The sequence below is a fragment of the Mesoflavibacter sp. genome, assembly GCF_964226795.1.
In the GTDB taxonomy this organism is placed as follows: Bacteria; Bacteroidota; Bacteroidia; order Flavobacteriales; family Flavobacteriaceae; genus Mesoflavibacter; species Mesoflavibacter zeaxanthinifaciens.
Genome location: NZ_CAXQQP010000008.1, coordinates 292,093 through 318,074, shown reverse-complemented (window position 1 = coordinate 318,074; position 25,982 = coordinate 292,093). Strand labels below are relative to the sequence as shown.

At 31.5% G+C, this 25,982-nt stretch carries 23 protein-coding genes; 13 read left to right on the top strand and 10 right to left on the bottom strand.

Going from position 1 to position 25,982, the window contains the following annotated elements; genetic code table 11:
* Window positions 1-87: 87 nt before the first annotated feature.
* The 3 genes from ACEQT4_RS08390 to ACEQT4_RS08380 all read left to right on the top strand — a co-directional run bounded on the left by ACEQT4_RS08390 (window position 88) and on the right by ACEQT4_RS08380 (window position 5,186).
* Entirely contained in the window at window positions 88-1,521 is a 1,434-nt protein-coding gene (locus ACEQT4_RS08390) for an OmpA family protein (RefSeq protein ID WP_027879406.1), read from the top strand.
* A gap of 72 nt (window positions 1,522-1,593) precedes the next feature.
* A complete protein-coding gene (locus ACEQT4_RS08385) occupies window positions 1,594-4,341 on the top strand; it encodes a PD-(D/E)XK nuclease family protein (protein ID WP_370226966.1) in 2,748 nt (915 codons plus the stop codon).
* Between the two features lie 2 nt (window positions 4,342-4,343).
* Window positions 4,344-5,186, top strand: coding sequence for an alpha/beta hydrolase family protein (locus ACEQT4_RS08380; RefSeq protein ID WP_370226965.1), 843 nt, complete (start codon window positions 4,344-4,346; stop codon window positions 5,184-5,186).
* Here ACEQT4_RS08380 and ACEQT4_RS08375 read toward each other — a convergent pair.
* Together ACEQT4_RS08375 and ACEQT4_RS08370 are read right to left on the bottom strand one after the other, a co-directional pair.
* Window positions 5,183-7,543: a 7TM diverse intracellular signaling domain-containing protein gene (locus ACEQT4_RS08375; protein ID WP_370226963.1), complete on the bottom strand. Its 2,361-nt coding sequence runs from the start codon at window positions 7,541-7,543 to the stop codon at window positions 5,183-5,185. The two genes, ACEQT4_RS08380 and ACEQT4_RS08375, sit on opposite strands and share 4 nt — an antisense overlap.
* Window positions 7,544-7,718: 175 nt before the next feature.
* Window positions 7,719-8,516, bottom strand: a complete 798-nt coding sequence (locus ACEQT4_RS08370) for a universal stress protein (protein WP_370226962.1) — start codon at window positions 8,514-8,516, stop codon at window positions 7,719-7,721.
* 91 nt (window positions 8,517-8,607) lie between these two features.
* Here ACEQT4_RS08370 and ACEQT4_RS08365 point away from each other — a divergent pair, with 91 nt between their 5' ends.
* Both ACEQT4_RS08365 and ACEQT4_RS08360 read left to right on the top strand, forming a co-directional pair.
* Entirely contained in the window at window positions 8,608-9,942 is a 1,335-nt protein-coding gene (locus ACEQT4_RS08365; protein ID WP_370226961.1) for an MATE family efflux transporter, read from the top strand.
* Window positions 9,943-9,968: 26 nt separating this feature from the next.
* The gene (locus ACEQT4_RS08360) at window positions 9,969-10,136 is read left to right on the top strand and encodes a hypothetical protein (protein ID WP_169558269.1); all 168 of its coding nucleotides are present in this window, start codon (window positions 9,969-9,971) and stop codon (window positions 10,134-10,136) included.
* A gap of 73 nt (window positions 10,137-10,209) precedes the next feature.
* Here the strand turns inward: ACEQT4_RS08360 and ACEQT4_RS08355 are convergent, their stop codons facing one another.
* Window positions 10,210-10,851, bottom strand: a complete 642-nt coding sequence (locus tag ACEQT4_RS08355; protein ID WP_370226959.1) for a 2OG-Fe(II) oxygenase — start codon at window positions 10,849-10,851, stop codon at window positions 10,210-10,212.
* Window positions 10,852-10,941: 90 nt separating this feature from the next.
* Here ACEQT4_RS08355 and ACEQT4_RS08350 point away from each other — a divergent pair, with 90 nt between their 5' ends.
* Window positions 10,942-11,394, top strand: coding sequence for a 6-carboxytetrahydropterin synthase (locus tag ACEQT4_RS08350; protein WP_106680905.1), 453 nt, complete (start codon window positions 10,942-10,944; stop codon window positions 11,392-11,394).
* A gap of 10 nt (window positions 11,395-11,404) precedes the next feature.
* Complete coding sequence (locus ACEQT4_RS08345) at window positions 11,405-12,166, top strand: UDP-2,3-diacylglucosamine diphosphatase (RefSeq protein ID WP_370226987.1); 762 nt, start codon at window positions 11,405-11,407, stop codon at window positions 12,164-12,166.
* Here ACEQT4_RS08345 and ACEQT4_RS08340 read toward each other — a convergent pair.
* From ACEQT4_RS08340 to ACEQT4_RS08325, 4 genes are read right to left on the bottom strand one after another with little or no spacing between them, the layout of a single operon-like run.
* The gene (locus ACEQT4_RS08340; RefSeq protein ID WP_370226958.1) at window positions 12,163-12,810 is read right to left on the bottom strand and encodes a peptidoglycan-binding protein; all 648 of its coding nucleotides are present in this window, start codon (window positions 12,808-12,810) and stop codon (window positions 12,163-12,165) included. The two genes, ACEQT4_RS08345 and ACEQT4_RS08340, sit on opposite strands and share 4 nt — an antisense overlap.
* Window positions 12,811-12,863: 53 nt before the next feature.
* Entirely contained in the window at window positions 12,864-14,126 is a 1,263-nt protein-coding gene (locus tag ACEQT4_RS08335) for an MFS transporter (RefSeq protein WP_370226956.1), read from the bottom strand.
* A 1-nt stretch (window position 14,127) separates the two neighbouring features.
* Entirely contained in the window at window positions 14,128-15,816 is a 1,689-nt protein-coding gene (gene recJ / locus ACEQT4_RS08330; RefSeq protein WP_370226955.1) for a single-stranded-DNA-specific exonuclease RecJ, read from the bottom strand.
* Between the two features lie 38 nt (window positions 15,817-15,854).
* On the bottom strand, window positions 15,855-16,274 hold the full coding sequence (locus tag ACEQT4_RS08325) for an OsmC family protein (RefSeq protein ID WP_370226954.1): 420 nt from the start codon (window positions 16,272-16,274) through the stop codon (window positions 15,855-15,857).
* Window positions 16,275-16,335: 61 nt separating this feature from the next.
* Between ACEQT4_RS08325 and ACEQT4_RS08320 the strand changes: the two genes are divergently transcribed.
* Window positions 16,336-16,938 (top strand): carboxymuconolactone decarboxylase family protein, encoded by a 603-nt coding sequence (locus tag ACEQT4_RS08320; RefSeq protein WP_370226952.1) that lies wholly within the window; start codon window positions 16,336-16,338, stop codon window positions 16,936-16,938.
* Here the strand turns inward: ACEQT4_RS08320 and ACEQT4_RS08315 are convergent.
* Both ACEQT4_RS08315 and rsmI read right to left on the bottom strand, forming a co-directional pair.
* Window positions 16,935-17,510 carry a uracil-DNA glycosylase family protein gene (locus ACEQT4_RS08315; RefSeq protein ID WP_370226951.1) on the bottom strand — a complete coding sequence of 192 codons (576 nt, stop codon included), beginning with the start codon at window positions 17,508-17,510 and terminating at the stop codon, window positions 16,935-16,937. The genes ACEQT4_RS08320 and ACEQT4_RS08315 overlap by 4 nt on opposite strands.
* On the bottom strand, window positions 17,507-18,181 hold the full coding sequence (gene rsmI, locus ACEQT4_RS08310) for a 16S rRNA (cytidine(1402)-2'-O)-methyltransferase (RefSeq protein ID WP_370226949.1): 675 nt from the start codon (window positions 18,179-18,181) through the stop codon (window positions 17,507-17,509). Before rsmI ends, ACEQT4_RS08315 begins: the two co-directional genes overlap by 4 nt.
* Window positions 18,182-18,275: 94 nt before the next feature.
* On the opposite strand from rsmI, the gene ACEQT4_RS08305 reads away from it, so the two are divergent.
* Window positions 18,276-21,674: a gliding motility-associated C-terminal domain-containing protein gene (locus tag ACEQT4_RS08305; RefSeq protein WP_370226948.1), complete on the top strand. Its 3,399-nt coding sequence runs from the start codon at window positions 18,276-18,278 to the stop codon at window positions 21,672-21,674.
* On the opposite strand, the gene ACEQT4_RS08300 is transcribed toward ACEQT4_RS08305, so the two are convergent.
* Window positions 21,671-22,402, bottom strand: coding sequence for a hypothetical protein (locus ACEQT4_RS08300; RefSeq protein WP_336127454.1), 732 nt, complete (start codon window positions 22,400-22,402; stop codon window positions 21,671-21,673). The two genes, ACEQT4_RS08305 and ACEQT4_RS08300, sit on opposite strands and share 4 nt — an antisense overlap.
* A gap of 119 nt (window positions 22,403-22,521) precedes the next feature.
* On the opposite strand from ACEQT4_RS08300, the gene ACEQT4_RS08295 reads away from it, so the two are divergent.
* From ACEQT4_RS08295 to ACEQT4_RS08280, 4 genes are all read left to right on the top strand, one after another.
* A complete protein-coding gene (locus ACEQT4_RS08295) occupies window positions 22,522-23,169 on the top strand; it encodes a thymidine kinase (protein WP_027879390.1) in 648 nt (215 codons plus the stop codon).
* Window positions 23,162-24,268, top strand: coding sequence for an alanine racemase (gene alr / locus ACEQT4_RS08290; protein ID WP_370226946.1), 1,107 nt, complete (start codon window positions 23,162-23,164; stop codon window positions 24,266-24,268). The genes ACEQT4_RS08295 and alr overlap by 8 nt, the downstream gene beginning before the upstream one ends.
* Window positions 24,269-24,365: 97 nt before the next feature.
* Window positions 24,366-24,773, top strand: coding sequence for a large conductance mechanosensitive channel protein MscL (gene mscL, locus ACEQT4_RS08285; protein ID WP_027879388.1), 408 nt, complete (start codon window positions 24,366-24,368; stop codon window positions 24,771-24,773).
* A gap of 137 nt (window positions 24,774-24,910) precedes the next feature.
* Window positions 24,911-25,900: an aspartate-semialdehyde dehydrogenase gene (locus ACEQT4_RS08280; protein ID WP_370226945.1), complete on the top strand. Its 990-nt coding sequence runs from the start codon at window positions 24,911-24,913 to the stop codon at window positions 25,898-25,900.
* The last annotated feature ends 82 nt before the right edge of the window (window positions 25,901-25,982 follow it).

Genomic DNA, 25,982 nt, shown 5'->3' with positions numbered 1-25,982 from the left:
CAATATTTTTATATATTTGTCTTTGTTAATAATATTTAACAGCTTATTTTTGCTTCTAATTAACACTTAAAAATTAAATTTTTGAATATGAAAAATCTTAGCAGATTAATGTTCACAATGTTACTTGTAACTACTATGGGTAATGTTATGGCACAAGACCAAAACAATCCTTGGGCTATCAACTTCGGTGTTAACGCAGTTGATGTGTTTCCAGTAGGTGAAGACGCTCCACAAGGAGGTTATTTTGACGAATTTTTTAATGTTGGTGACCACTGGAGTATTTTACCATCATTATCTACAATCTCTGTATCTAAATATGTAGGAGATAACTTCTCTGTTCAAGTTGGAGGTTCTGTAAACCAAATCAAAAAATGGGGACAAGATGCTACTTCTCCTAGTTTAGAAGTAGACGATTTAGCATACTATGCAGTAGATGGTAACGTAAGATATCACTTTGCTAATTTAATTAATTCAAAGAAAATTGACCCAGCAATTGGTATTGGTGGTGGTTACACTTGGATTGAAGAAGGTCCATACAACACTTTCTCTACAGCTGCTGGTACTAACAATACAGTAGGTGCTGGTACAGTTAATGCTTCTTTAGGTTTAACTTACTGGTTCTCAGAAAACATTGGTTTATTCGTAGAGTCTAAATACAAGCACTCTTTTGAAGACTATTTAACTAAGCACTTCCAACACTCTGCAGGTGTTGCTGTAAGATTTGGTGGAACTGATACTGACGGTGACGGTGTATATGACAAAGATGATGCTTGTCCAGAAGTATTTGGATTAGAAGCATTCAATGGTTGTCCAGATGCTGATGGTGACGGAATCGAAGATTCTAAAGACGCTTGTCCTAACGAAGCTGGTTTAGCTGAGTTTAACGGATGTCCTGACACTGACGGTGATGGTATTGCTGACAATAAAGATAACTGTCCAGAAGTTGCAGGTTTAAAATCTTTAGGTGGTTGTCCAGATGCTGATGGTGACGGTGTAACAGATGCTGATGATAAATGTCCTAATGAAGCTGGTCCTAAAGCTAACAACGGATGTCCTTGGCCTGATACTGACGGTGACGGTGTAACAGATAACGTAGACAAATGTCCTAACGAAGCTGGTACTGTTGCTAACGATGGTTGTCCAGAAATAGTTGAGCCAACTCAAGAAGTTATGGAGCAATTAAACAGCTACGCTAAAACTATCTTATTTGATACTGGTAAAGCTAGTTTCAAAAAACAATCTTACTCTGTATTACAGTCTATTACTGCAATCTTAAAAGAATATCCAGAGTCTAACTTTACAATTGAAGGTCATACTGATAGTGTTGGTAGCAAAACTTTAAACCAAAAGTTATCTGATGCTAGAGCTAACGCTGTAATGGCTTACTTAATTGAAAACGGAATTGACACTGAAAGATTAAGAGCTTTTGGATTTGGTGAAGATTACCCAATCGACACTAACGCAACTGCTGCTGGTAGAAGAAACAACAGACGTGTTGAAGTAAAACTTAAAAAAGACTAAGTTTTAATCAACAAATAATATAATTTATTAGAAAACGCTTCGGATAACCGAAGCGTTTTTTATTTTTATGTTATGATAAGTTTTATAACCAAAGTACTACTTGATTTACAAAAACAAAACGTAAATTTTAGTGATATAACATTTGTCCTTCCTAGTAGAAGAGCAGGTGTTTTTTTGAGGAAAGAATTAAGTAATATTATTAATAAAACATCTTTCTCTCCAACCATAATTAGTATAGAGTCTTTTGTTGAAGAGCTATCTCAACTTAAAACCTTAACAAATACAGAACTTCTATTTCAGCTTTATAATAGCTATATAGAATTAACACCAAAAGAAGAGCAAGAACCTTTTGATATCTTTTCAAAATGGGGTCAAATCTTACTTCAAGATTTTAATGAAATTGATAGACATCTAATACCTCAAAAAAATATATTTGAGTATTTATCTGCTATAAAAGATTTAGATCATTGGTCTTTAAATCCAAATCCAACTGATGTAGTAAACAATTATATAAAATTTTGGAATAAACTCTATCCGTTTTACAAACACTTTAGTAAAAGCTTAATAAATCTGAAAAAAGGATATCAAGGTTTGATTTATAGAGAAGCAGTAGAAAACCTTGAAACTTATATTCAAAGCTGTTCTAAAAGACATGTTTTTGCTGGTTTTAATGCACTAAATACAGCAGAGGAAACCATTATCCAAGAATTATTACAAAATGATCTAGCTGCTATATATTGGGATATAGATAAAATATTTATAGATAGCTCATATCATGATGCAGGTTTATTTACAAGAAAACATAAAGAAAATTGGAAGTATTTTCAGAAAAACCCATTTAATTGGAAAGAGAGTAATTATTCAACTTTAAAAAATATAAACATATTTGGCGTACCTAAAGCAATAGGACAAGCTAAAACTATAGGAAATATACTAAATAGTTTATCAGAAAAAGACATAAAAAATACAGCTGTTGTTTTAGGTGACGAAAACTTATTATTACCAACGTTAAATTCTATACCAAAACATATTAATGCAATAAATGTAACTATGGGATTTCCTTTAAACTCAATCCCATTAGCAGCATTATTTGAGAAAATTTTTAGCGTACAAATAAATAATACAAATAACTATTACCATAAAGATGTTATTGACATACTAAAAGATCAATACTTAAGCACTGTTTTTAATAACAATTACACTCAAAAGATAGTTGATATTATAAACACAAATAATATAATATATCTAAGCAAAGAAAAACTGCTATCCTTATCACTTAATAGTGAACAGAGTGACATTATTAATATCATTTTTAGTAATTGGAATAATAATCCAACACTAGCTATTCAAAATAGTTTTAAGTTAATCCAGCTAATAAAAAATAAACTTATTGAAGACAGAAAATCTAACCAACTTAGTTTAGAGTATTTATATAGATTTAATGTGCTTTTTAATGAGATTGATAGACTAAATAAAAAGTATAACACATTAACAAACATTAGAAGCCTGTATAATATTTACAAAGAACTTTTAAGTAGCGAGACTTTAGATTTTCAAGGAGAACCATTACAAGGGTTACAAATAATGGGAATGTTAGAATCTAGGGTTTTAGATTTTGAAACCGTAATAATAACAAACGTTAATGAAGGCGTTTTACCATCTGGCAAAACAAATAACTCTTTTATCCCTTTTGATGTAAAAGTTGAAAAAAACCTACCGACATACAAAGAAAAAGACGCAGTATATACCTATCATTTTTACCATTTACTACAACGTGCAAAAAATGTATATATACTTTATAATACAGAAATAGACACACTTTTAGGTGGCGAAAAAAGTAGATTTATTAGTCAATTAGAGCTAGAAGGTATTCATCAAATTAATCATCAAATTATTTCACCAGAAGTACCAAATTATCAACCTCAACTATTAGAAGTTAAAAAATCCGAAGCATTGGTAAATCAGATAAAAAGGTTAGCAAATAGCGGATTTTCACCTTCATCTTTAACCAGCTACATTCGTAATCCGATAGATTTTTATAACCAAAAAATACTAGGCGTAAAAGATGTTGAAGAAGCCGAAGAAAATGTTGCAGCAAACACATTAGGTACAGTTGTTCACAATACATTAGAAGCTTTGTATTTACCATTAATGGGAAGAATATTAACAGTAGATGATATTAAAAATCTTATCCCAAAAATTGAAAAATACATCACTAAATTTTTTAAAGACGAATACAAAGAAGGCGATATAACCAAAGGAAAAAACCTAATTGTTTTTGAAATTGCTAAACGATACGTTTTAAACTTTTTAAACTATGAAATTGATGCTATAAAATCTGGTAACGAGATAAAAATCATAGCTTTAGAAGAAAAAATTGAAGGCATAAAAATCAACATAGAAGGTTTAAATTTTGACATAGACTTAAAAGGTACAGTTGATAGAATTGACACCTGCAATGGTATGACAAGAATCATAGACTATAAGACGGGAAAAGTAGAGCAAACCAACGTAACAGTTGTAAATTGGGAAGATTTGCCAACAGACTACACAAAATACAGCAAGTCATTTCAAGTATTGATGTATGCATATATGCTGTCTAAAAAAACAGCTCTTAAATTTCCTGTGGAAGCTGGAATTATTTCATTTAAAAATTTAAGTGAAGGATTTATAAAATTTGCAAAAAAAGAAAAACCAGGTAACAGTAAAAAGGACACCAATATTACCGAAGACACTTTATCTGATTTTGAGTTAGAGCTAAAAAAATTAATTACAGAAATCTGTAATCCAAACATACCGTTTACCGAAAAAGAAGTCTAAAAATGATCAATAAAAATCTAGTTCTAAAAAGAGAAAATAACAAACCAATTGTTTGGGATGCCTTTTTTAACAATAATAACAACAAAAAACCACTAGTTATTTTTTGTCATGGATACAAGGGTTTTAAAGATTGGGGCGCATGGGATTTAGTTGCAGAAGCCTTTATGAAAGCTAATGTATTTTTTGTAAAATTTAATTTTTCACATAACGGAGGAACGGTTGATCAACCTATAGATTTTCCGGATTTAGAAGCATTTGCAGAAAATAACTACTCTAAAGAACTTGACGATTTGGATGATATAATTACGTTTTTAACTTCTGAAGAAAATGAATTTTTAGATCAAATTGATATTAATAATATTTCTGTTATTGGACATTCTCGTGGTGGCGGAATTTCGATTTTAAAAACAAATGAAGACCAACGTATTAAAAAGTTAATTACTTGGGCTAGTGTAAGTAGCTTTGGCAAACGCACATCTACTACAGGTAATTTAGAACAATGGAAAAAGGATGGAGTTAAATACGTTTTAAACGGAAGAACAAACCAAAAAATGCCTCATAATTTTCAATTTTATCTGGATTTTAAAGCTAATGAGCAACGCTTAAATATTGAAAATGCAGAAAAAAATATTACTGTGCCTCACTTAATTATTCATGCAAAAGATGATCCTTCAGTTTTATACCAAGAAGCAATAAACTTAAACAATTGGAATCCAAAAAGTGAACTGCTTACAATAGATAACAGTAATCATGTTTTTGATGCAAAACATCCTTGGAAAGAAAAGGATATGCCCGATAATTTAGAAAAAGTAGTTAATAAAACAATAGCTTTTATTAAGCGCTAAGCTATCTTAAGTTTTGGCTTTATACTAAAGTGGTTTATTTTATCAAACAGTTCGTTTTTATCAATTGGTTTAGTCATATAATCATCCATCCCAATTTCTAACACACGGTCTTTAGTTTTTGGCATAGCATCTGCAGTTACTGCAATTATTGCAATATCTTTATTTAATATACTTGTTTTTCCTTCTCTAATGGCTTTAGTGGCTTCGTAGCCATCCATAATTGGCATTTGTAAATCCATTAAAACTAAATCATATGTATTATTATTTAATTCGTCTAAAGCTTCTTTACCGTTTTCAACAATAGTATAATTAAATCTTAGGTTAGCGCTTAATAGCTTTTTCATTACCATTTGGTTTAAACGGTTATCTTCTACAACTAAGATTTGTATGCTTTTTTCTTGATTAGGCTGTTGTTCTTTTTGTACTTGTGCTTCTGCTTCAACTACTTGTAACGGTATATCTATATAAACATTTGTACCCTTATTTAACTTACTTTCTATAGAAATAGTACCTTCAAACAAGGTTACTAAATTTTCTACTATATTTAAACCTAAACCAATACCTCCAAATTGACGTTTGTGATTATTGCGCATTTGGTTAAAGCTGTTAAACACATTGTTTTTAACTTCTTCTGTCATACCAATTCCTGTGTCAGAAATCTGTATAGAAAACCGGTTAAAACCATTGGGTTGGCTTGAACATTTTAATTTAAAAACTATGGTGCCTTCTAAAGTAAATTTTACTGCATTACTTAATACATTATTTATGATTTGAATAAATCGCTCTGCATCGCCTTCTACAGTTTCTGGTATTTCAGAATCTATTTCAAATATATAGTTTAGTCCTTTTTTATTTGCTTCTACTTTCCAGTTATCACTTATATCTGTAATTAACTGTTTTGGGTTAAACTTATTGATATTTAACCTAAGTTGGTTAGACTCTATCTTCTCAAAATCTAAAATATCGTTTACATTACTTAAAAGACTCAAGGATGCATTTTTAATAGTTTGATATTGTTCTTTTACTTCTGGATCATTAGTATCCAAATTTGATTGTACAATCCCTAGAATGGCGTTAATTGGTGTCCTAAGCTCATGACTCATGTTAGACATAAAATAGGATTTTAACTCACTTATTTCTTTTGTTCTTATAAGGGCTAATTCTTGAGAAGATTCGTTTTCTAATCTTAATTTTTTAATCAAATTTGTCATAGAAAGCGATAAGAAAATAACCTCTAATCCTGATCCAAACTTTGCACTATTTAAAGTATAAAAATTATTAGGCAGCAAGCTTAAGTTATTCATTACAAAGCCTAAAAGACCTATTACTAAAAAGAATATTCCTACTGAAAAGAAAGGATCAATTTTTACCTTTTTAACTTTTAAAATAAATAATGACGTTAATATTAACAATAAGCTTATTAGACCGTTTAAATTACTTAAAGGGTAAACAGCTTCCATAGTTATAGGCGAAATTACTGTCATTATAAAAAGTATAGCAATAGCAATATAAATACCATTAAAAATCTTTTTTAGAACTTTTAAACGTTTATCAATTTTTAAAAAATGTTCGCAATACTTTAAAAGAAAAAAGTTAGATAGTAAAGCTGAAACTAAAACTGCTTTGCTGTTAAAAAAACCTGCGTTAGTAAAGATAAATTGATAAATAAATCCATCTAAAGCTCCTTGCATAAGTGCAATAGATAATACATAGCAACTATAATATAAAAAGGTTTTGTTAGATAAACTGCTATAAAAAAACAAATAAACAATACCTGCTAAAAACAAAATACCGTAAAACAAACCTAAAAACAATTGCTGTTTGTAATTGGCTATTAAAAATTCGCTTTCAGAATAAAGGTTTAAAGGTACATTTATAGTTTCGCCATCACTACTTAATTCTAAATAAAAATCTTTTACAGTATTTGGCTCTAATTGGAGTTTAAAAACTGTTGATCTATGTGCTACTTGTCGTTTATTAAAAGGTATTTGATCTCCGCTTTGATACTTTGTAACACTACCATTATTTAGTGTGTACAAATTAGCTAAATCTGTTACTGGTCTTGCTGTTTCTAAATAATAGGTGCTTTTACTGGATATTGTGTTTTCTAAACTAAATGAAACCCAATAATTTGAAGACGTAAAACCTAAACTTAGATTGTCTGATGGTATAGGTTTAAAACCAAGATTTTTAGAAGCAACAACATCTTCAATTGACAACGTGTTATCTTCTACATTTACAAAACTAGCGTATTGGTAAAGTTTTCCTTTAGAGGTTTTTGGGTTGAATACAATTTTATCTTGGGCAAAATTTACCGCACAAAACAAAGCTAATAACAGCCAGGTTAGTTTTTTCATATTAGGTTAAGTTTAGGTTACTTACGAAAATGGGGTTTTGTAAGTTTTATAAATAAACCTATAAAACGTTTAACTGCTTAAAAAAATAGTTTAAGACTAAATATATTCGTTAAAAAGCAAAAGTCGAGCAACTTAGCTCGACCTTTTAAATAAAAATTTTATATAAAATTTTAAATTATTTTATTCCGCTTAAAACTAAAACAGGTAATGTTGAAGAGTGAAAATCTTTCTTTAAAATCGAATTTTTCTCCCATAGTTTAGTAAAAAAACCACGCTTACGTCTAACCACACATAACAAATCAGGATCATTATCTTTATAATGCTCTAACACACCTTGAAAAGTTGTGGCGTTTTCAGATTTTGTAGTTTTAGTAATCATACTGCTCAACTCTTCATTAACATCAAAATCGCCTTGATTATAAAATGGTGTTTTTACTAAAAGTAAATTAACAATTGACTTATAATGTTCTTTTATGTCTTGTAATGGTTTTAAAACGCCTTCTTTTTTTATTGTTGCAGATTTTAGAGCCATTAGTATGTAAATAATTGGTTTATACTTATAACCTTCTGGAACAATTAGAGCTGGTATATTGGTTTGTTTAATAATTTTCCCAGATGTTTTACCTAGATAAACCTCGTCTTTAATAGAGTTTGTTCTAGGCTCTAATAGGATTAAATCAACATCTAAAGACTTACAAACTAACTCTAATGTGTCAATTAGTTTTCCTTTAAACGTCTTAATAACAACTTCAACATTTTTAGTATCTACTTTAGCAATATGACCTTTTAAAAAGTCCATGCTTTCTCTTTCTAAAATATGATCTACTTTAATCATTGTACCTGATTTTGTGTAGACATTATAAATTTGTACTACATATAATTTTGCACCAAAAGCTTGTGCAAAATCTACCGCATATTGTAAATGACTTTGTGCATTTTTTGAAGAACCAACAGGTACTAAAATAGATTTCATAAATAAATGGTTTAGGTTACAAAAGTACAGATTTTTTATTCACTTAAATTTAAATAAAGTTTTACGACCTTTGGCATTAACTTTTATCAAAGTGAAAACTAAAATTAGCTTAAAGCATATCAACAAATTAGCAATTCCTGCATTAATTGCTGGCATATCAGAGCCTATATTATCACTTACAGACGCAGCTGTAGTTGGTAATGTAGACCTAAATGCTACCGAATCTTTAGCTGCTATTGGTATTGTTACAACGTTTATCTCTATGCTTATTTGGGTTTTAGGTCAAACACGTAGTGCTATATCTTCAATAATTTCTCAACATCTTGGTGCAAATGCTTTAGATCAAGTAAGACAATTACCTGCACAAGCAATTTTTTTGATTACATCTTTAAGTATATTAATTATTGCCATAACCTATCCTCTAGCTACACCAATTTTTAAATTATATAATGCCGAAAACTTAATTTTAGATTACAGTGTAGAGTATTATAGAATACGCGTATTAGGATTTCCGTTTACACTTTTTGTTATTGCTGTTTTTGGAACATTTAGAGGATTACAAAATACGTATTACCCAATGGTTATAGCTATTTCTGGAGCTGCATTAAACGTAATTTTAGATTTCATTTTAGTATATGGAATAGATGGTGTAATTACTGGTCAACACATTAAAGGTGCTGCTTATGCAAGTTTAATTGCTCAAGTTTTTATGGCTTTATTTTCGGCATATTTACTGCTTACAAAAACAAGTATTCCTTTGCGATTTAGCTTTCCTTTAAATCCGCAGATTAAAAATTTTGCACTTATGATTTTAAATCTGTTTATACGCACATTAGCACTAAACATTACGCTTTACCTTGCTACAAAATATGCTACAGGATATGGCAAAAATTATATTGCCGCTTATACTATAGCAATTAATTTATGGTTTTTAGGTGCTTTTATTATTGACGGTTATGCTAGTGCTGGTAATATTTTATCAGGAAAATTATTTGGTCAAAAAAATTACAATCAACTAATCAAACTAAGTAACAAATTAATTAAGTATGGTATTTATCTTGGAATAACTGTTGCCATAATTGGTAGTATTTTATACTATCCTATTGGAAGAATTTTTACAGACGAAAGTAATGTTTTAAACCAGTTTTACAGCGTATTTTGGATTATTCTAGCAATGCAACCTTTATGTGCTTTAGCCTTTATTTTTGATGGAATATTTAAAGGTTTAGGTAAGATGAAGGCTTTACGTAATGTATTACTTCTGTCAACGTTTTTAGTCTTTATTCCTATACTTTTTATTGTAGATTATTTTGACTTAAAATTGCACGGTATCTTTATTGCGTTTACCTTTTGGATTATTGCTCGTGGTTTACCATTAATAATAATTTTTAGAAAACAATTTTTACCGCTAACACAAAACAACTAACTTTACAACACAATTAGTTTTAGATTATGCTTATAGGTTTATTACAACAAGTTGATATTGAAGAAAAAATTAAAAATGCTCCAGATAACAGTTATGAAATTGGTGTCTTTATTGGTTCTTTCTTACCTCTAATTGTTTTAGTATTATTAGCATACTTTCTTTACAGATACAACAAAAACAGAAACAACAATTAGTTATGAATAGAATATTTTTACTACTAGCTATCGTACTTATAATCGTTTATTTTTACAATAAACGCAGACGCTACTAACGGGTCTTAAGCCAACCTGTAATACTTAAACGTTTTGTATTTACAGGTTTAACCTCGTGCTCTATAATCTGGCTTTCAAAAATAACAACTCGTCCTGGTAAAGGATAAATTATTTTATCATTTTCAGGATTGTTTTCATCTAGATATAACACCAATTCGCCACCATTTTCTGGTTGCCAATCTTCGTGATTAAGGTAACAAACAAAAGATAATTTACGCCTATCATCATTTTTAAATGTATCTAAATGACGCTTATAAAAGGTACCTTTTGGATAAATAGCATAATGAAATTCTTTATGCAAAATACCCATAAAACAAGTCTTATTTAAATAATTAACTAAGTGATTAATCTTATTAAAAAATAAGCTTTCAGAAGGATTAGCTCTTGCTTCATCCATCCATAAAATTACATCACCTCTTATGGATTTAGCAATTACCTCATCAAACTTATTACCAATAGCAGCTTTTTTAAACGCATCTTCTTCATATTTTTCTAGTAAAGATGTTCTTAAAATATTTACTTCAGTGTCATCAAAAAAATTGTCAATTACACAATATTTTTGATGTGCAATATCGTCTATAATCCTTTCATATAAAGGAACTTCGACAAAATCAATAGCTTCAAAAAGCTGACTCATTAGCCTATTATTTTAAAAAAAGTGCGCAAATGTAAACTAAAAACTATTTGGTTTTACAAAATCAATATCTTTGTAGCATAAAATTTATGTATGTCAAACATCAGAATAACAAAACAATTCTCTTTTGAAACTGGTCATGCGCTTTATGGCTACGACGGTAAATGTAAAAATGTTCATGGTCACAGCTACAAACTAGACGTAACCGTGATAGGACAACCTATTACAGATACTAAAAATGTAAAGTTTGGTATGGTCATAGATTTTGGTGACCTTAAAAAAATTGTGAAAGAAGAAATTGTAGACGTTTTTGACCATGCGACTGTATTTAATAAAAATACGCCTCATGTAGAATTAGCAAAAGAACTTCAAGATCGAGGTCATGATGTTTTACTGGTAGATTATCAACCAACAAGCGAAATGATGGTTATAGATTTTGCAAAAAAAATTAAAGACAGACTACCAAATACTATCAAATTACATTCTTTAAAACTTTCTGAAACTGCAACCAGTTACGCACAATGGTATGCAAGTGATAATGAATAAGCCTATTAACATACAAGTACCTAACGGAAAGAAAATATACTTTGCATCAGACAATCATCTTGGTGCGCCAACCAAAGCAGCATCTTTACCTAGAGAGAAAAAATTTGTGGCTTGGTTAGATGAAGTAAAACAAGATGCAGCTGCTATTTTTTTATTAGGCGATTTGTTTGATTTTTGGATGGAATACCGCAATGTTGTCCCAAAAGGATTTACAAGAACATTAGGTAAATTAGCCGAAATTACAGATTCTGGAATACCAATTTACTTCTTTGTTGGTAATCACGATTTATGGATGAATGGTTATTTTGAAGAAGAATTAAATATACCTGTTTATCATAAACCACAAGAATTTACCTTTAATAACACATCTTTTTTTATAGGTCATGGCGACGGATTAGGACCTGGTGATAAAGGGTATAAACGCATGAAGAAGCTGTTTACCAATCCTATTTCTAAATGGATGTTTCAACGATTGTTACATCCGGATTTTGCAATGCGTTTAGGTAATTATTTATCGGTAAAAAACAAGCTTATTTCTGGTGATGATGACGCTAAGTTTTTAGGCGAAGACAATGAATGGCTGGTACAATACTGCAAAAGAAAACTGGAAGACAAACACCGCGATTATTTTGTGTTTGGTCACAGACATTTACCTTTAAATATTGACCTGACCCAAAACTCTAAATACATCAATCTTGGCGATTGGATACAATATTATACTTATGGCGTTTTTGATGGTGAAAAAATGGAGTTAAAAGAATTTAAAAATTAATCCAATAACGCATCTAAGGTCAGCACATCTAAATTACCATCAGGAAAAAGATTATGCTTAGTTTCAAATTCCATTATAGCATTTCTGGTAATTGTATGATAAACACCATCTAACTCTAAATCAAATCCTTTTTTAACTAACAGCTTTTGTATTTCGTAAATAAAAGCACTTTTTTCGCCTAATCTAACTTTAGGATTTGCTGCATACATGCTTTTTATTTTAGATTTAAAAATAGCGTTACTATCAGGTTTTGTACTATTTCCTTCAAGTTTTAACTTAATTACATCGTTGGTTAATCCTTCATCTTTTAACTGTTTAGAGGCTTCTAACTTAGCTTCGTAATACTTAACTTTTGCTAACTTTTTTCGATATTCGTTAACTACAAATGTTGTAGATTCATCGTCATCTTCTGGAGACTTCACATTAATTTCATTTACACTCCATTGCATGTTAGCAAAACCATTTAAAGCTTGTACTGCTTCAAAATAACTATAAACTACATCTTGATTATAATACTCTAAATCAATATTTTCACTTGATTTATAATTAAAGTTATCTGGATGAAAACGTTGATATTCTTTATACTGGTTGTAAGCAAAAATTAATACGATAATGACAATTAAAGCGATGATTAGTTTTTTCATAAATCAAAAAGATTAGCTTGCGAAGTTCAAATATAAAAGAAATTTAAATTGAATTACTCGTTGTGATCTTCAATATCTTCTGTAAGATCTAATTCTCTTAGCGTTTTATTTTTGGCTCCAATAGCAACAACAGTAACTAAAGTCATTATTCCGCCAAAAATAACAGCGACAGAAGGACCTAAAATTTTTGCAGCCAAACCGCTTTCAAAAGCACCAAGCTCGTTAGACGATCCAACAAACATACTATTTACAGACGCAACACGACCACGCATATGATCTGGTGTTTTTAACTGCAAAATGGTTTGTCTAATTACCATAGAAACGCCATCTGTAACTCCAGAAAAGAATAGCGCTAACACGCTTAACCAAAATAGTTTTGAAGCTCCAAATACGATAATACAAATACCAAAACCAAAAATTGAAATTAGTAATTTTTTACCTGCATTTTTATTAACTGGTAAATAGGTAGTAATAAACATAGTTAAAATACTTCCTACAGAAATAGATGCGTTAAGCACGCCAAATCCTTTAGAACCAACTTCTAAAATATCTTGCGCAAACACCGATAAAAGTGCTACTGTACCACCAAATAAAACGGCAATCATGTCTAATGTTAGTGCGCCTAAAATGGCTTTATTACTAAACACAAACTGTAAACCAACCTTTAAACTTTTTCCAACAGACTCGCCAATATTTGGGTTTAAAATAGGTTTCTTTTTAATCTTGAAAGTAATTAGTAATGCAAAGGTAACTAGAGCAAAAACAATACAAAGTGTTTTATCAACACCAATCCAATCTATTGAAAATCCTGCAAATAATGCGCCGGTTACTGTAGCTGCTTTCCATGTACTACTACTCCAAGTTGCTGCATTTGGGTAGATTTTTTTGGGAACAATAAGCGCAATTAATGAAAAGATGGTTGGTCCAAAAAACGAGCGTAGAAATCCGCCAAAAAATACCAAAGCATAAATACAGTATAAAATGTTTTGGGTTTTCCAATCGCCAACCACTTTATCCCAAGTCAATAAAAACAAGCCTAAGCTAATCAATGAAAATGCTGCAATACAAAGTGCTAAAAGATTTCGTTTTTCTTTTTGGTCTACAATATGTCCTGCAAAAAGCGCCATAGTAAAGGCTGGAATAATCTCCATAAGCCCTATTAAACCTAAGTATAACGGGTCTTTTGTTAAAGAATACACTTCCCATTCTATCACAATAAACTGCATAGACCAACCAAAAACTAAGGCAAATCTTAACAATAAAAAGGTGTTGAATTCTTTAATACGAAGTGCCGCGTAAGGATCGTTTTTTTGCATGTTATCCTTTTATATCTCTAATTTTAAGTTGAAGCGATACGTTACCTTGCCAATGGTTTTCGTCTACAGAATATACAGCACTAAATGGTTGCTTGTCTTTGATAAGATTAAGTTTTTCACCTAAATTAAAACCGATGCATACAAATTGTTTACCTGATTGCGTTGCTGTAAACCTTAAGTGCGTTTTATCTTCGCCAACACATTTACCATAACCTGTATCTTTTAGGTTATCGGTCATAAAAATTGGTGTCATATTTCCTGGTCCAAATGGTGCAAACTGCTTGATTATTCGCCAAAATTTGTCATCAATTTCAGCTAAATCAATTTGCATATCTACTTTTATTTCTGGCGTTAGTAGATTTTTATCTATGGTTTTAGAAACCTCATCTTCAAAAGCTTGTTTAAACGCTTCGTAATTTTCTTCTTTAAGGGTTAATCCTGCTGCGTATTTATGTCCGCCAAATTGCTCGATATGTTCGGCGCAACCTTGTAACGCATTATACACATCAAATCCAGAAACCGATCTAGCAGAAGCAGCTAACTTATCGCCACTTTTTGTAAATACTAAAGTTGGTCTGTAATAGGTTTCGATTAACCGAGATGCCACAATACCAATCACACCTTTGTGCCAATGATCTTGATACACTACGGTTGTTAAACGGTTTTCTTCATTTTCAGACTTTATTAACTCTAATGCTTCTTGGGTTATACTTTGGTCGGCTTCTCTCCTATCGGTATTAAATGCTTCTATTTCTTCAGCATATTGTATGGCTGTTTGTAAATTGTTTTCGGTTAAAAGATCTACAGCGTATTGCCCATGTTTCATTCTACCAGCAGCATTAATACGTGGTGCGATGATAAAAACAACGTCGGTAATGGTTAATGAATCCTTTTTTATCTGATTAATTATGGCTTTAAAACCTGCACGAGGTTGCGCATTTATAACCTGTAAACCAAAATAAGCTAACACTCTGTTTTCGCCTGTAATCGGGACAATATCTGCGCCAATTGCTGTGGCAACAAGGTCTAAATATGGGATTAAATCATTTAACGTTTCACTAAACTTTTCAGCTACAGCTTGTATTAATTTAAAACCTACGCCACAACCACAAAGTTCTTTGTATGGATAATTACAATCTTCTTGTTTTGGGTCTAAAACCGCTACAGCATTTGGTACTTGATTACCTGGTCTATGGTGATCGCAAATAATAAAATCGATACCTTTTTCTTTAGCATAGTCTATTTTATCGATTGCTTTTATACCGCAGTCTAATGCAACGATTAAACTGAAATCATTATCGTCTGCAAAATCAATTCCTTTGTAAGAGACGCCATAACCTTCATCATATCTATCCGGAATATAAGTTGCGACATTTGCTGTTTTGGTCTTTAAATAGGAAGACATTAACGCTACTGATGTTGTTCCGTCTACATCATAATCGCCATATACCAATATATTTTCGCCGTCTTTAATTGCTTGCAAAATTCTAGTCACTGCTTTGTCCATATCTTTCATTAAATATGGATTGTGAAGATGCTCTAAACTAGGTCTAAAAAAGTGTTTCGCGTCTTCAAAAGTTTCTATACCACGTTGTACTAAAAGCGTTGCAATTGCTTCATCTACATTTAAAGATTGTTGCAGTTGTTTGACAATTTCTAGGTTTGGATTTGGCTTTAATGTCCAGCGCATATTTCAGTTAAAAAGTTGAAAGTTTTAAAGCGAAAAGTTTATTTGCTGTGAAATTTAATATCTGTTTTTACATCGGCAAATTGTCTAAACATTTCCATAACGCCGCAATATTTTTCGACAGATAGTTGTACTGCTCTGTTAATTCTTTCTTCGTTTAAATCTGTACCTGTAAAGTGGTAAGTAAGCCAAACGGTTTTATAGTATTTTGGATGTTCTTCGGTAAGCTCGCCCTCAACTTCCATTTTAAAATCGTCAACCTCAACTTTCATTTTTTCTAAAATTGAAACAACATCTAAGCCTGAACAACCTGCTAAAGAAGAAAGCATCATTGCTTTTGGTGATAGACCTTGACGCTTCTGTCCTTCTACATCGGTATCCATTAAAACATGATGATTACTTGGGTTATCAGAATCGAATAGCATTCCGCCTTTCCAACTAGTTGTGATTTTATGTGTCATTTTTAAGAATTTTTTCGTTTATTGAATGTATCAAAAATACATCATAAAATTTAGAAAACCCATGCCTTTAGTAAACCCTTTACACGCAGATCACGATTTAGAAACCAAAGCACTTGCAGACTTTTTTAATGAGACACTTGGCTTTTGCCCAAACTCGGTTTTAACCATGCAACACAGACCTGCAATAAGTAAGGCTTTTATAAATTTAAATAAAGCAGTAATGGCTAATGAAGGTAAAGTGACTTCTGCTTTAAAACGAATGATTGCTTGGGTTAGCAGTAACGCAACAGGTTGTAGATATTGTCAAGCTCATGCCATTAGAGCTGCAGAACGTTATGGTGCAGAACAAGAACAATTAGATAATATTTGGGATTATAAAACGCATCCTGCTTTTAGTGATGCCGAACGTGCTGCATTAGATTTTAGTTTAGCCGCAAGTCAAGTACCAAATGCAGTTGATGAAACTATTAAAACTGAACTATATAAATATTGGAATGAAGGTGAAATTGTAGAAATGCTTGGCGTAATTAGCCTATTTGGTTATTTAAACCGTTGGAATGATAGTATGGCAACAACCTTAGAGCATGATGCTATTGATAGCGGAAAACAACATTTAGGTAAACATGGTTTTGAGGTTGGGAAGCATGATGGATCAAAGTACTAATTTTTAAGGATAGTTTTTACTATTTCCTGTAACTCTGGTACAATAGATTTTTCAAACCAAGGGTTTTTACTTCTCCAAAAACGATTGGTTGGTGACGGATGTGGTATTGGAAAATACTTAGGTAAATAGGTTTTGTATTCTCCGACTGTTTCGGTTAATGTTCTTTTACCTTTTTCTTTTAAATAATATTTTTGAGCGTATGCACCTACTAAAATGACTAATTGTATGTTCGGCATTTTAGATAGTAGTGCATTATGCCATTCTGGAGCGCATTCGGATCTTGGTGGTAAATCTCCTGTTTTTCCTTTACCTGGATAACAAAAACCCATTGGTATTATGGCAAATTTTTTTGTGTCGTAAAAGTCACTATCACTAACATTTAACCACTGTCTTAATTTTTTACCACTTTTATCATTCCATGGGATTCCTGATTGGTGAACTTTTGTTCCTGGAGCTTGTCCAATTATAACAATTCTAGATTCTGGATGTGCTGTTACAATTGGTCTTGGTCCTAATGGTAAATAATTTGCACAAACACTACAATTACTTATATTTTTAAGTAATTGTTTCATTTATTTTTACCTCCAACACAAATTACAATTTCTCCTTTTGGTGGTTTATTGGTGTAGTATTCTAAAACTTCTTTGGCTGTACCGCGTATGGTTTCTTCATACAATTTAGTAAGTTCTCTAGAAACTGAAACTGGTCTGTCTTCTCCAAAATACTCGCAAAAATTGGTTAATGTTTTTATTAATTTATGCGGACTTTCATAAAATATGATGGTTCTAGTTTCTTCAGCTAAAAATAAAAGTCGGGTTTGTCTTCCTTTTTTTACTGGTAAAAACCCTTCAAAAACAAACTTGTCGTTTGGCAAACCACTATTAACTAATGCCGGGACAAATGCTGTTGCGCCTGGTAAACATTCTACTTCAATATTATTTTCAATACACGCTCTAGTTAGTAAAAACCCTGGATCTGAAATTGCTGGTGTACCTGCATCACTAATCAATGCAATGGTTGTTCCTGCTTTTAATTTTTGCACCAAACTTTCAACCGTTTTATGCTCGTTATGCATATGGTGACTTTGCATTGGTGTACTAATTTCAAAATGCTTTAATAATTTACCTGATGTACGTGTATCTTCAGCTAAAATTATATCAACTTCTTTTAAAACTTCAATTGCTCTAAAAGTGATGTCTTTTAAATTTCCTATTGGTGTTGGTACAATGTAGAGTTTACCCATTTTATTTTGAAATATTATTCAAATTTACAATCTTTTAATATATAATGAAGCAACCTTTTGCTATTTTAGTCATCTATTAATAAACCAACCTTTAATGAAAAAATCGCTATTTATCTTCTTATTTTCTGTTGTGTCTTACATTTTAAATGCTCAAACAACAGACTTATCTATTGTTGTTGAAGCTCAAGATTTATCAGGAAATCCTATTTCTCAAATAGGAATTAATCAAGAATTTAAATACATAGTTACCATTTTAAATGGAGGAAATGCTGTAAATAATGCTTCGTTTTCTCAAACTTTAAATACTAATTTAATCATTTTAAGCGCTCAAAGTCAAAACCAAACTGGTGGCGCTAGCAGTATAGACCCAATAAATATAACCGGTAGTATTATAACTGGTACTATTGCTAATATGCCATCAAATGCAAGTGTAGCGTTAGAGGTATTAGTAAAAGCGCCTTTAAACCTTGGTGGTATTGCTAGTAGTGCAACTGTATCTGCACCGGATACGGTCACAGATACTAATACATCCAATAATCAATCTGTAATATCAATTGATGTTTTTGATACACCAATAGACTTTACCGTAGATTATACCCAAACAAACCCTAGTTTAGGGACAGGTATAAGTGCTTGGAATGAGATCGTGACTTATCAAGTTACAATAACTAATAATAGTACTATCGAGTTTCCGCTTGAAAGCTTTTCTCAAAAATTTGATCTTGAGTCTGGTATATTAAATGGTAGACCAAGAATTGAGTTAGAATCTATAAATTGTATTGGTGGTACAAACGGTATAAATTGTCCTAGCTCTTTAAATGTACAAGATAATAGTATTCAAACTATATCCTCTATATCTACAATTTTAACCGTTGATCAAACTATTAATTTTCCTGCTGGCGCTTCTTTAACTTTTGAAATTAATATAAGATTTTTGGATCCATTATGTGGTATAGACATACAGCAAATGTCTGTGTCTAGCTTCGCACAAATCCTTATTGAACATACAAATGAATCTTCTGATAACTCTAATAATGTTATTACGCCATTATTACTTGCAGAAGCATGTCCAGAAGCAGATTTATGCGTACAAACCACTCAAATAAATCCTGATGCTTCCCAAGATGTTGCATGGGGAGAACAAGTTACATTTCAAACCACCGTTTGTAATAGTGGTCCTGATGCTACTTTAATGCGTTTCTTTTTACAGAATTTAACAGTAGGTGTAGACTGGGATATTATTTCTATAACTTGCGATTTTACAACAGGTCCAGTAGATTGTAGCGACTTTACACTTACAGATTTAGATCAATATTGGCAAAGTAATAATTTTGTACTACAACCTAATACAACTATCCAAGTAACTACTGTTGTTGTCTTTTTAGAATCTGACGATTGTGCTGCCGAACAAGAAGATAACACGCTTGGACATGTAAGAAGTGGTGTAAACAACTTAGACTCTTTTATTTTAGATCCTAACATTAATAATAATGCAGAAAGTGATTTTGTTTTATTACCACCTTTACCTGTTTGTGAGCCAGAAGACTATGTAGACGTAAGTGTTACAAAAACACAAATTGATCCAGTATTACCAACAGGAAACTCTCCTACTAACACTACAACTTGGGGAGCAGTAACCTATGAAATTGTTATATCTAATAATAGTGATCAAGATGCTACTGTAGCTGTACAAGACTATATGCCTTTAGGAGAAAACACTAATACAGATGCAAGCTTAATATCTGTAAACTGTGTTGGTACAACAGGAACAGCAACGTGCTTTGATGTTACAAATCAAAATGTAGGCATTGTCTACGATGGTTTACCACAAGATGGACAACCAGATGTTTTATGGGAAATTTTACCAGAAGACAACTTAATACTTCCAGCTCAAAGCTCTATAACTTATGAGGTTATTGTAGATTGGTTTCCTGGTTGTGATGCTAATTTTGTTAGAGCTACAAATAATGTCTCTATCGAAAATTTAGATGGTGTTTTAGATAATAACGAAAGTAACAATACAGCATCTTCTATTATTTATTTTGCTCCTTGTGTAGATTTAGTTGTACAAACTTATCCAGAATTTACCTCTGTAGGTGTAAATAATAACTTCAATTGGATTGTAGATATTACCAATAGTAATACTAGCTCAAATGCTATAAATATTGATTTTACAGACACGTTAGGTGCTCAGTTTACAATAAACGGGACACCAACTTGTAATGTTGTTTCAGGAAATGCCACTTGTATTTCAAGTTTCAATGTAAACGGTAATACTATTACAGGAAATATATCAAATATGGATCCTGCTGCAAATATTCAAATTATAATACCCGTTACAGCACCTAGCTATGGCGGTGCATTTACAAATACAGCAGAAGCCATACCTAACGGAGAGGACAATGAAGAGTTAACTCCTGAAACAAATATTTCAATTAGCAACGCTCAAGTTATTGCTCCTTTGGTAGAAAAAGTTTTTTCTCCAGATCAAATTATGCAAGGTCAAACTAGTACGTTACTATTTACACTTCAAAATTTATCAGGAAATCCTGCTCAAAACAACATATCATTTACAGACAATTTACCAACGGGTTTAACAATAGCTGGTCCAATTGTTTGGGAAGATGCTAATAACTGTACAGCCACATTTTCTGGTGAAATAGGAGATACAGCAATTTCGGTTACTGATTTAACCTTTCCTGAAGGTGTAGGTACTTGTAGCTTTTCTGTAATAGTAACTTCAAATACACCAGGCGAATATGTTAACAACAGCTCTAATTTTAGCAATTTAAATAATATAGATAGTTCTCAGGCAAGTGCAACATTATTAGTTACAGAAGACACAACTAATGTCGACATTGAAGTTTTAAAAACAGTAAACCCTGAAGAAACAGCAATTGGTACCGAAGTTGTTTTTACAATAACCGCAACTAATATTGGAACAACTGAAGCAACTAATATCAAAATTATAGAAAATTTACCAGAAGGATATTTATTTATAAATGCCTTAACTAGTTTTGGAACTTATGATGAAAGTTCTTCAACCTGGAATATACCTAACCTTACTCCTAACCAATCAGAGAATCTGTTATTAACTGTTCAGGTAATTTCAGCACAAAACTTATTAAATGTTGCTGCCTTAAGTAACGTAAACGAAGTTGATAGAGATTTGACTAATAACGAAGATTTTGCTGAAGTATTAGTAAATAACTGTTTACAAATACCTGAAGGCTTTTCGCCAAATGAAGACACCTTAAATGATACTTTCGTAATTCCTTGCGTAGAAGATTATCCAATTAACAGTTTAGATATTTATAACCGTTATGGTACCTTAATTTATCATAAAGACAATTACATAAATCAATGGGACGGAAAACCTAACACAGGACCACTTAACCAAAATAAAGTGTTACCTGTTGGCACGTATTTTTACACTTTTAAGATAGAAGGAATATCTAAAATTTTTACTGGTTACGTATATTTAAATTATTAATTAAATCTAGCTTCAATAATTTGCATAAATCTAGTTTCATAGTCTTCTTTCCCTTCCCAATTATTGTAGTCTGGTTTTACAACATTGCGTATTAGATGTGTAGCTTCTGTAAGGTCTGAAGTAGTATTTAATTGAGAAAGCACACGGTTATAATCTTCTGCACTACCATCAAAAAGATGTTTTATAAAAGCAAGCTTGTCGTTTAAACCAATGTTTAAACTAGATTTAAATCTATCGTTAAGGCTTTTCTTTTCTGGGTTAATTTGGTTAGTTACAGGTTCAAAAACGGGCATTTCTTCAAAACCAGCAGTAATATCTTCAAAATCATTTTTATGGTAGTTCTTTTTTGGGATAACCTCTTCTAATAACTCATCAACTTTTTGAGTTTCTTCAGGCATTTGCGCTACCATGTCTTTAATTTTTTCCATTAAAGGCTCTGTGATTTCTTCATTTTCTGTATCATCTAAATTGATATATGTTTTATTATCAACTTCAATATTATCACTTATTCTATTGTTAAATGCGGTATCTAGCATCCCAAAAAAAGAAGAATCATCACCTATAGTAGGTTTATCGTCCTCAAAATTTTCATTAGCAAATTTTAAAACTGTTAACTTCTCATAAAGCGCAGCAACTTCTGCATGCATTTTATTAACATCTTCTTTACCACCTAACTTTAGAATCCTGTGCGCAATGCTTATTAATTCTGACTCTAATTTCTTCTTCATGATTTGTCTTTTTTATAATTTTTAAAATTTAATACAAGATAGCCTTTTGTTTTTTAATAAATTTGGGCCACCTTTATAGAAAACAAGTACCATTCTTATTCTAGTGTTAAAATTACAAAATGTTTCTTGAAAATACAGTAAATCAAAAAGAACAATTTGGATGGATTGAAGTCATCTGTGGATCAATGTTTTCCGGTAAAACCGAAGAGCTAATAAGAAGACTAAAACGCGCCCAATTTGCAAAACAAAAAGTCGAAATTTTTAAACCGGCTATAGATGTAAGATATGACGAAGAAGAAGTTGTATCTCACGACTCAAACTCTATTCGATCAACTCCTGTACCGGCTGCTGCAAATATTCCTATTTTAGCAGATAATTGTGATGTTGTAGGTATTGACGAAGCTCAATTTTTTGATGACGAAATTGTAAAAGTATGTAATGACCTAGCAAATAAAGGTATTAGAGTTATTGTTGCTGGTTTAGATATGGACTTTAAAGGTAATCCTTTTGGACCAATGCCTTTTTTAATGGCAACTGCAGAGTATGTTACTAAAGTACACGCTGTATGTACAAGAACAGGTAACCTAGCACAATACAGCTATCGTAAATCTCAAAACGACAACTTAGTACTTTTAGGAGAAACAGAAGAGTATGAACCTTTAAGTCGCGCAGCATATTACAAGGCAACCATGCGCGAAAAAATTAAAAACATAAAAGTAACCGACGCTAAACCATTAGATACTAATCCAGAAGCAAAAAATGGATAAGGCACAAGAAACTATTCTTGAAATTGATTTAAAAACACTAAAACAAAATTTTACGTTTTTAAAATCAAAAACCACTGCAAACACCAAATTTTTAGCAGTAGTAAAAGCATTTGCATATGGTAGTGATGCTGTAGAAATTGCTAAATATTTACAAGACTTAGACGTAGATTATTTTGCTGTTGCCTATAGCTACGAAGGTGTTGCATTACGCGATGCTGGCGTTACAAAACCCATATTGGTACTGCATCCACAACCGGTAAATTTTGATACTATAATCAAACGTTGTTTAGAACCCAGCATATACTCTAAACGTATTCTAGAAACATTTATCGCTTGCGCGGAAAAACATAAACAAACCAATTATCCTGTTCATATAAAATTTAATACAGGATTAAACCGAATTGGCTTTTCAGAACATGATATCCAAACTGTTTTAAGTAGCTTAAAAACAACTAAAAGTATCAAAGTGCGATCTCTATTTTCACACTTAGCAGCAAGCGAAGATTTAAATGAAAGAGAATTTACTTTAAATCAAATTGAAAGTTTTAAAAACATTGCAAAAACTTTTAATTCTGGTTTAGGTTACAATACTTTCTTACATATGTGTAACACATCAGGAATATTAAATTATCCCGAAGCACATTTTGATATGGTAAGAAGTGGTATAGGATTATATGGCTTTGGTAACGATGCTAAACACAAAAAAGATTTAAAGCCAATAGCTAATTTAAAAAGTATTATCTCTCAAATTCACCATCTTAAAAAAGGAGACAGTTTAGGCTACAACAGAGGTTATATTGCTAAACAAGATACAACAACTGCAACAATACCTATTGGACATGCAGATGGTATAAAAAGACAGTATGGTAAAGGTAAAGGTTATATAGTAATACATAACCAAAAAGCACCTATTTTAGGTAATGTTTGTATGGATATGATTATGGTAGACGTTACTAATATAAACTGTAAAGAAGGAGACGAAGTCATAATTTTTGATGCGCATAACACTGCAGAAGATTTAGCAGAAACTGTGCAATCTATTTCTTACGAATTAATCACAGCTATCTCTCAACGTATAAAACGTGTCTTTAATCGATAAAAACTCTTTTTTTATGCTACTTAAAATCGGTTTGTGTTAAAATTTTAAGTAATTTGAATCTCATATTAAAAATTAACTAACGTAAAATTTTAAGATTATGCTTAAAGAATTTAAGAATTTTATCATGACAGGAAATGTCATAGATTTAGCAGTAGCTGTAATTCTTGCTGGTGCAGTAGGAATGGTTGTAAATGGATTTGTATCTGACATTATGATGCCAATTGTTGGTCATTTTGCTGGTGGAATGAACTTTGAAGACCTTAAAGTAGTATTATCTCCAGCTGTAGTAGATGCAGAAGGAACCGTAACAACACCAGAAAATGCAATTTTATATGGTAAATGGATTAATGCTATCATTAATTTAATTACTGTAGGATTTGTATTGTTTATGATTGTAAAAGCATACAACAAAACTAAAAAGCCAAAAGAAGAAGCTCCAGCAGCTCCTGCAGGACCATCAGAGATTGACTTATTAAAAGAAATTAGAGACGCTTTAAAAAAGTAATCTAGATAACACATTTTATACTAAATCAGGAATTATTAATAGTTCCTGATTTTTTTTGGTCTTTTTTTAAGAAATTATTAGCGTTCTAATACTATAAATACTCTAATTTTACGTGCAAATTTTTTAAATCAAAAAAGATGAAAGTAGCAATTGTTGGTGCCACAGGAATGGTTGGCGAAGTCATGTTAAAAGTATTAGCAGAACGTAATTTTCCAATAACAGAATTAATACCTGTAGCTTCAGAAAGATCTGTTGGAAAAACAATAACCTACAAAAACAAAGATTATAAAGTTGTTGGTTTAGAAACAGCAGTTTCTATGCGTCCTGACATTGCTTTATTTTCTGCTGGAGGATCTACTTCTTTAGAATGGGCTCCAAAATTTGCAGATGCTGGCACAACAGTAGTAGATAACTCTTCTGCTTGGCGTATGGATGAGACTAAAAAGTTAGTAGTGCCAGAAATTAATGCAAGTCAATTGACTAAAGAAGATAAAATTATTGCTAATCCTAACTGCTCTACAATACAATTGGTAATGTGCTTGGCACCACTTCATCAAAAATATAAAATGAAACGTGTTGTTGTTTCAACTTATCAATCTGTTTCTGGTACTGGTGTTAAAGCAGTTAGACAATTAGAAAATGAAATTGCAGGTATTGAAGGCGAAATGGCTTACCCATATCCAATAGGCAAAAACGCATTACCGCATTGTGACGTTTTTGAAGCTAACGGTTACACTAAAGAAGAAATGAAATTAGCACGCGAACCTCAAAAAATTCTTGACGATCGTACATTCTCTGTTTCTGCAACAGCGGTAAGAATACCAACTGCAGGTGGACATAGCGAGTCTGTAAATGTAGAGTTTGAAAACGACTTTAACCTTGACGAGGTTAGGTCTTTATTAAGTCAAACACCTGGTGTTACTGTGCAAGACAATACAAATACAAACACTTATCCAATGCCAATTTATGCGCATGATAAAGACGATGTTTTTGTTGGACGCATAAGACGTGACGAAACTCAACCAAACACATTAAATATGTGGATTGTTGCAGACAATTTACGTAAAGGAGCAGCAACAAATACTGTTCAAATTGCAGAATATCTAATAGAAAACAAACTTATATAAGTTTGTTTTCTATTTAAAAAAATCTTAAAAAAGCGTTTGTAACAAGTTTACAAACGCTTTTTTGCGTATTTTTAAAGCTATT

Bases quoted from the DNA above. Each gene is read 5' to 3' on its own strand.
- ACEQT4_RS08360 (WP_169558269.1), top strand. From the start codon at position 9,969: ATGCTTATAGGTTTATTACAACAAGTTGATATTGAAGAAAAAATTAAA.
- ACEQT4_RS08305 (WP_370226948.1), top strand. From the start codon at position 18,276: ATGAAAAAATCGCTATTTATCTTCTTATTTTCTGTTGTGTCTTACATT.
- ACEQT4_RS08325 (WP_370226954.1), bottom strand. From the start codon at position 16,274: ATGACACATAAAATCACAACTAGTTGGAAAGGCGGAATGCTATTCGAT.
- ACEQT4_RS08350 (WP_106680905.1), top strand. From the start codon at position 10,942: ATGTCAAACATCAGAATAACAAAACAATTCTCTTTTGAAACTGGTCAT.
- mscL (WP_027879388.1), top strand. From the start codon at position 24,366: ATGCTTAAAGAATTTAAGAATTTTATCATGACAGGAAATGTCATAGAT.
- ACEQT4_RS08385 (WP_370226966.1), top strand. From the start codon at position 1,594: ATGATAAGTTTTATAACCAAAGTACTACTTGATTTACAAAAACAAAAC.
- ACEQT4_RS08355 (WP_370226959.1), bottom strand. From the start codon at position 10,851: ATGAGTCAGCTTTTTGAAGCTATTGATTTTGTCGAAGTTCCTTTATAT.
- recJ (WP_370226955.1), bottom strand. From the start codon at position 15,816: ATGCGCTGGACATTAAAGCCAAATCCAAACCTAGAAATTGTCAAACAA.
- ACEQT4_RS08300 (WP_336127454.1), bottom strand. From the start codon at position 22,402: ATGAAGAAGAAATTAGAGTCAGAATTAATAAGCATTGCGCACAGGATT.
- ACEQT4_RS08335 (WP_370226956.1), bottom strand. From the start codon at position 14,126: ATGCAAAAAAACGATCCTTACGCGGCACTTCGTATTAAAGAATTCAAC.
- ACEQT4_RS08370 (WP_370226962.1), bottom strand. From the start codon at position 8,516: ATGAAATCTATTTTAGTACCTGTTGGTTCTTCAAAAAATGCACAAAGT.
- ACEQT4_RS08375 (WP_370226963.1), bottom strand. From the start codon at position 7,543: ATGAAAAAACTAACCTGGCTGTTATTAGCTTTGTTTTGTGCGGTAAAT.
- ACEQT4_RS08320 (WP_370226952.1), top strand. From the start codon at position 16,336: ATGCCTTTAGTAAACCCTTTACACGCAGATCACGATTTAGAAACCAAA.
- ACEQT4_RS08315 (WP_370226951.1), bottom strand. From the start codon at position 17,510: ATGAAACAATTACTTAAAAATATAAGTAATTGTAGTGTTTGTGCAAAT.
- rsmI (WP_370226949.1), bottom strand. From the start codon at position 18,181: ATGGGTAAACTCTACATTGTACCAACACCAATAGGAAATTTAAAAGAC.
- alr (WP_370226946.1), top strand. From the start codon at position 23,162: ATGGATAAGGCACAAGAAACTATTCTTGAAATTGATTTAAAAACACTA.
- ACEQT4_RS08380 (WP_370226965.1), top strand. From the start codon at position 4,344: ATGATCAATAAAAATCTAGTTCTAAAAAGAGAAAATAACAAACCAATT.
- ACEQT4_RS08390 (WP_027879406.1), top strand. From the start codon at position 88: ATGAAAAATCTTAGCAGATTAATGTTCACAATGTTACTTGTAACTACT.
- ACEQT4_RS08280 (WP_370226945.1), top strand. From the start codon at position 24,911: ATGAAAGTAGCAATTGTTGGTGCCACAGGAATGGTTGGCGAAGTCATG.
- ACEQT4_RS08295 (WP_027879390.1), top strand. From the start codon at position 22,522: ATGTTTCTTGAAAATACAGTAAATCAAAAAGAACAATTTGGATGGATT.
- ACEQT4_RS08340 (WP_370226958.1), bottom strand. From the start codon at position 12,810: ATGAAAAAACTAATCATCGCTTTAATTGTCATTATCGTATTAATTTTT.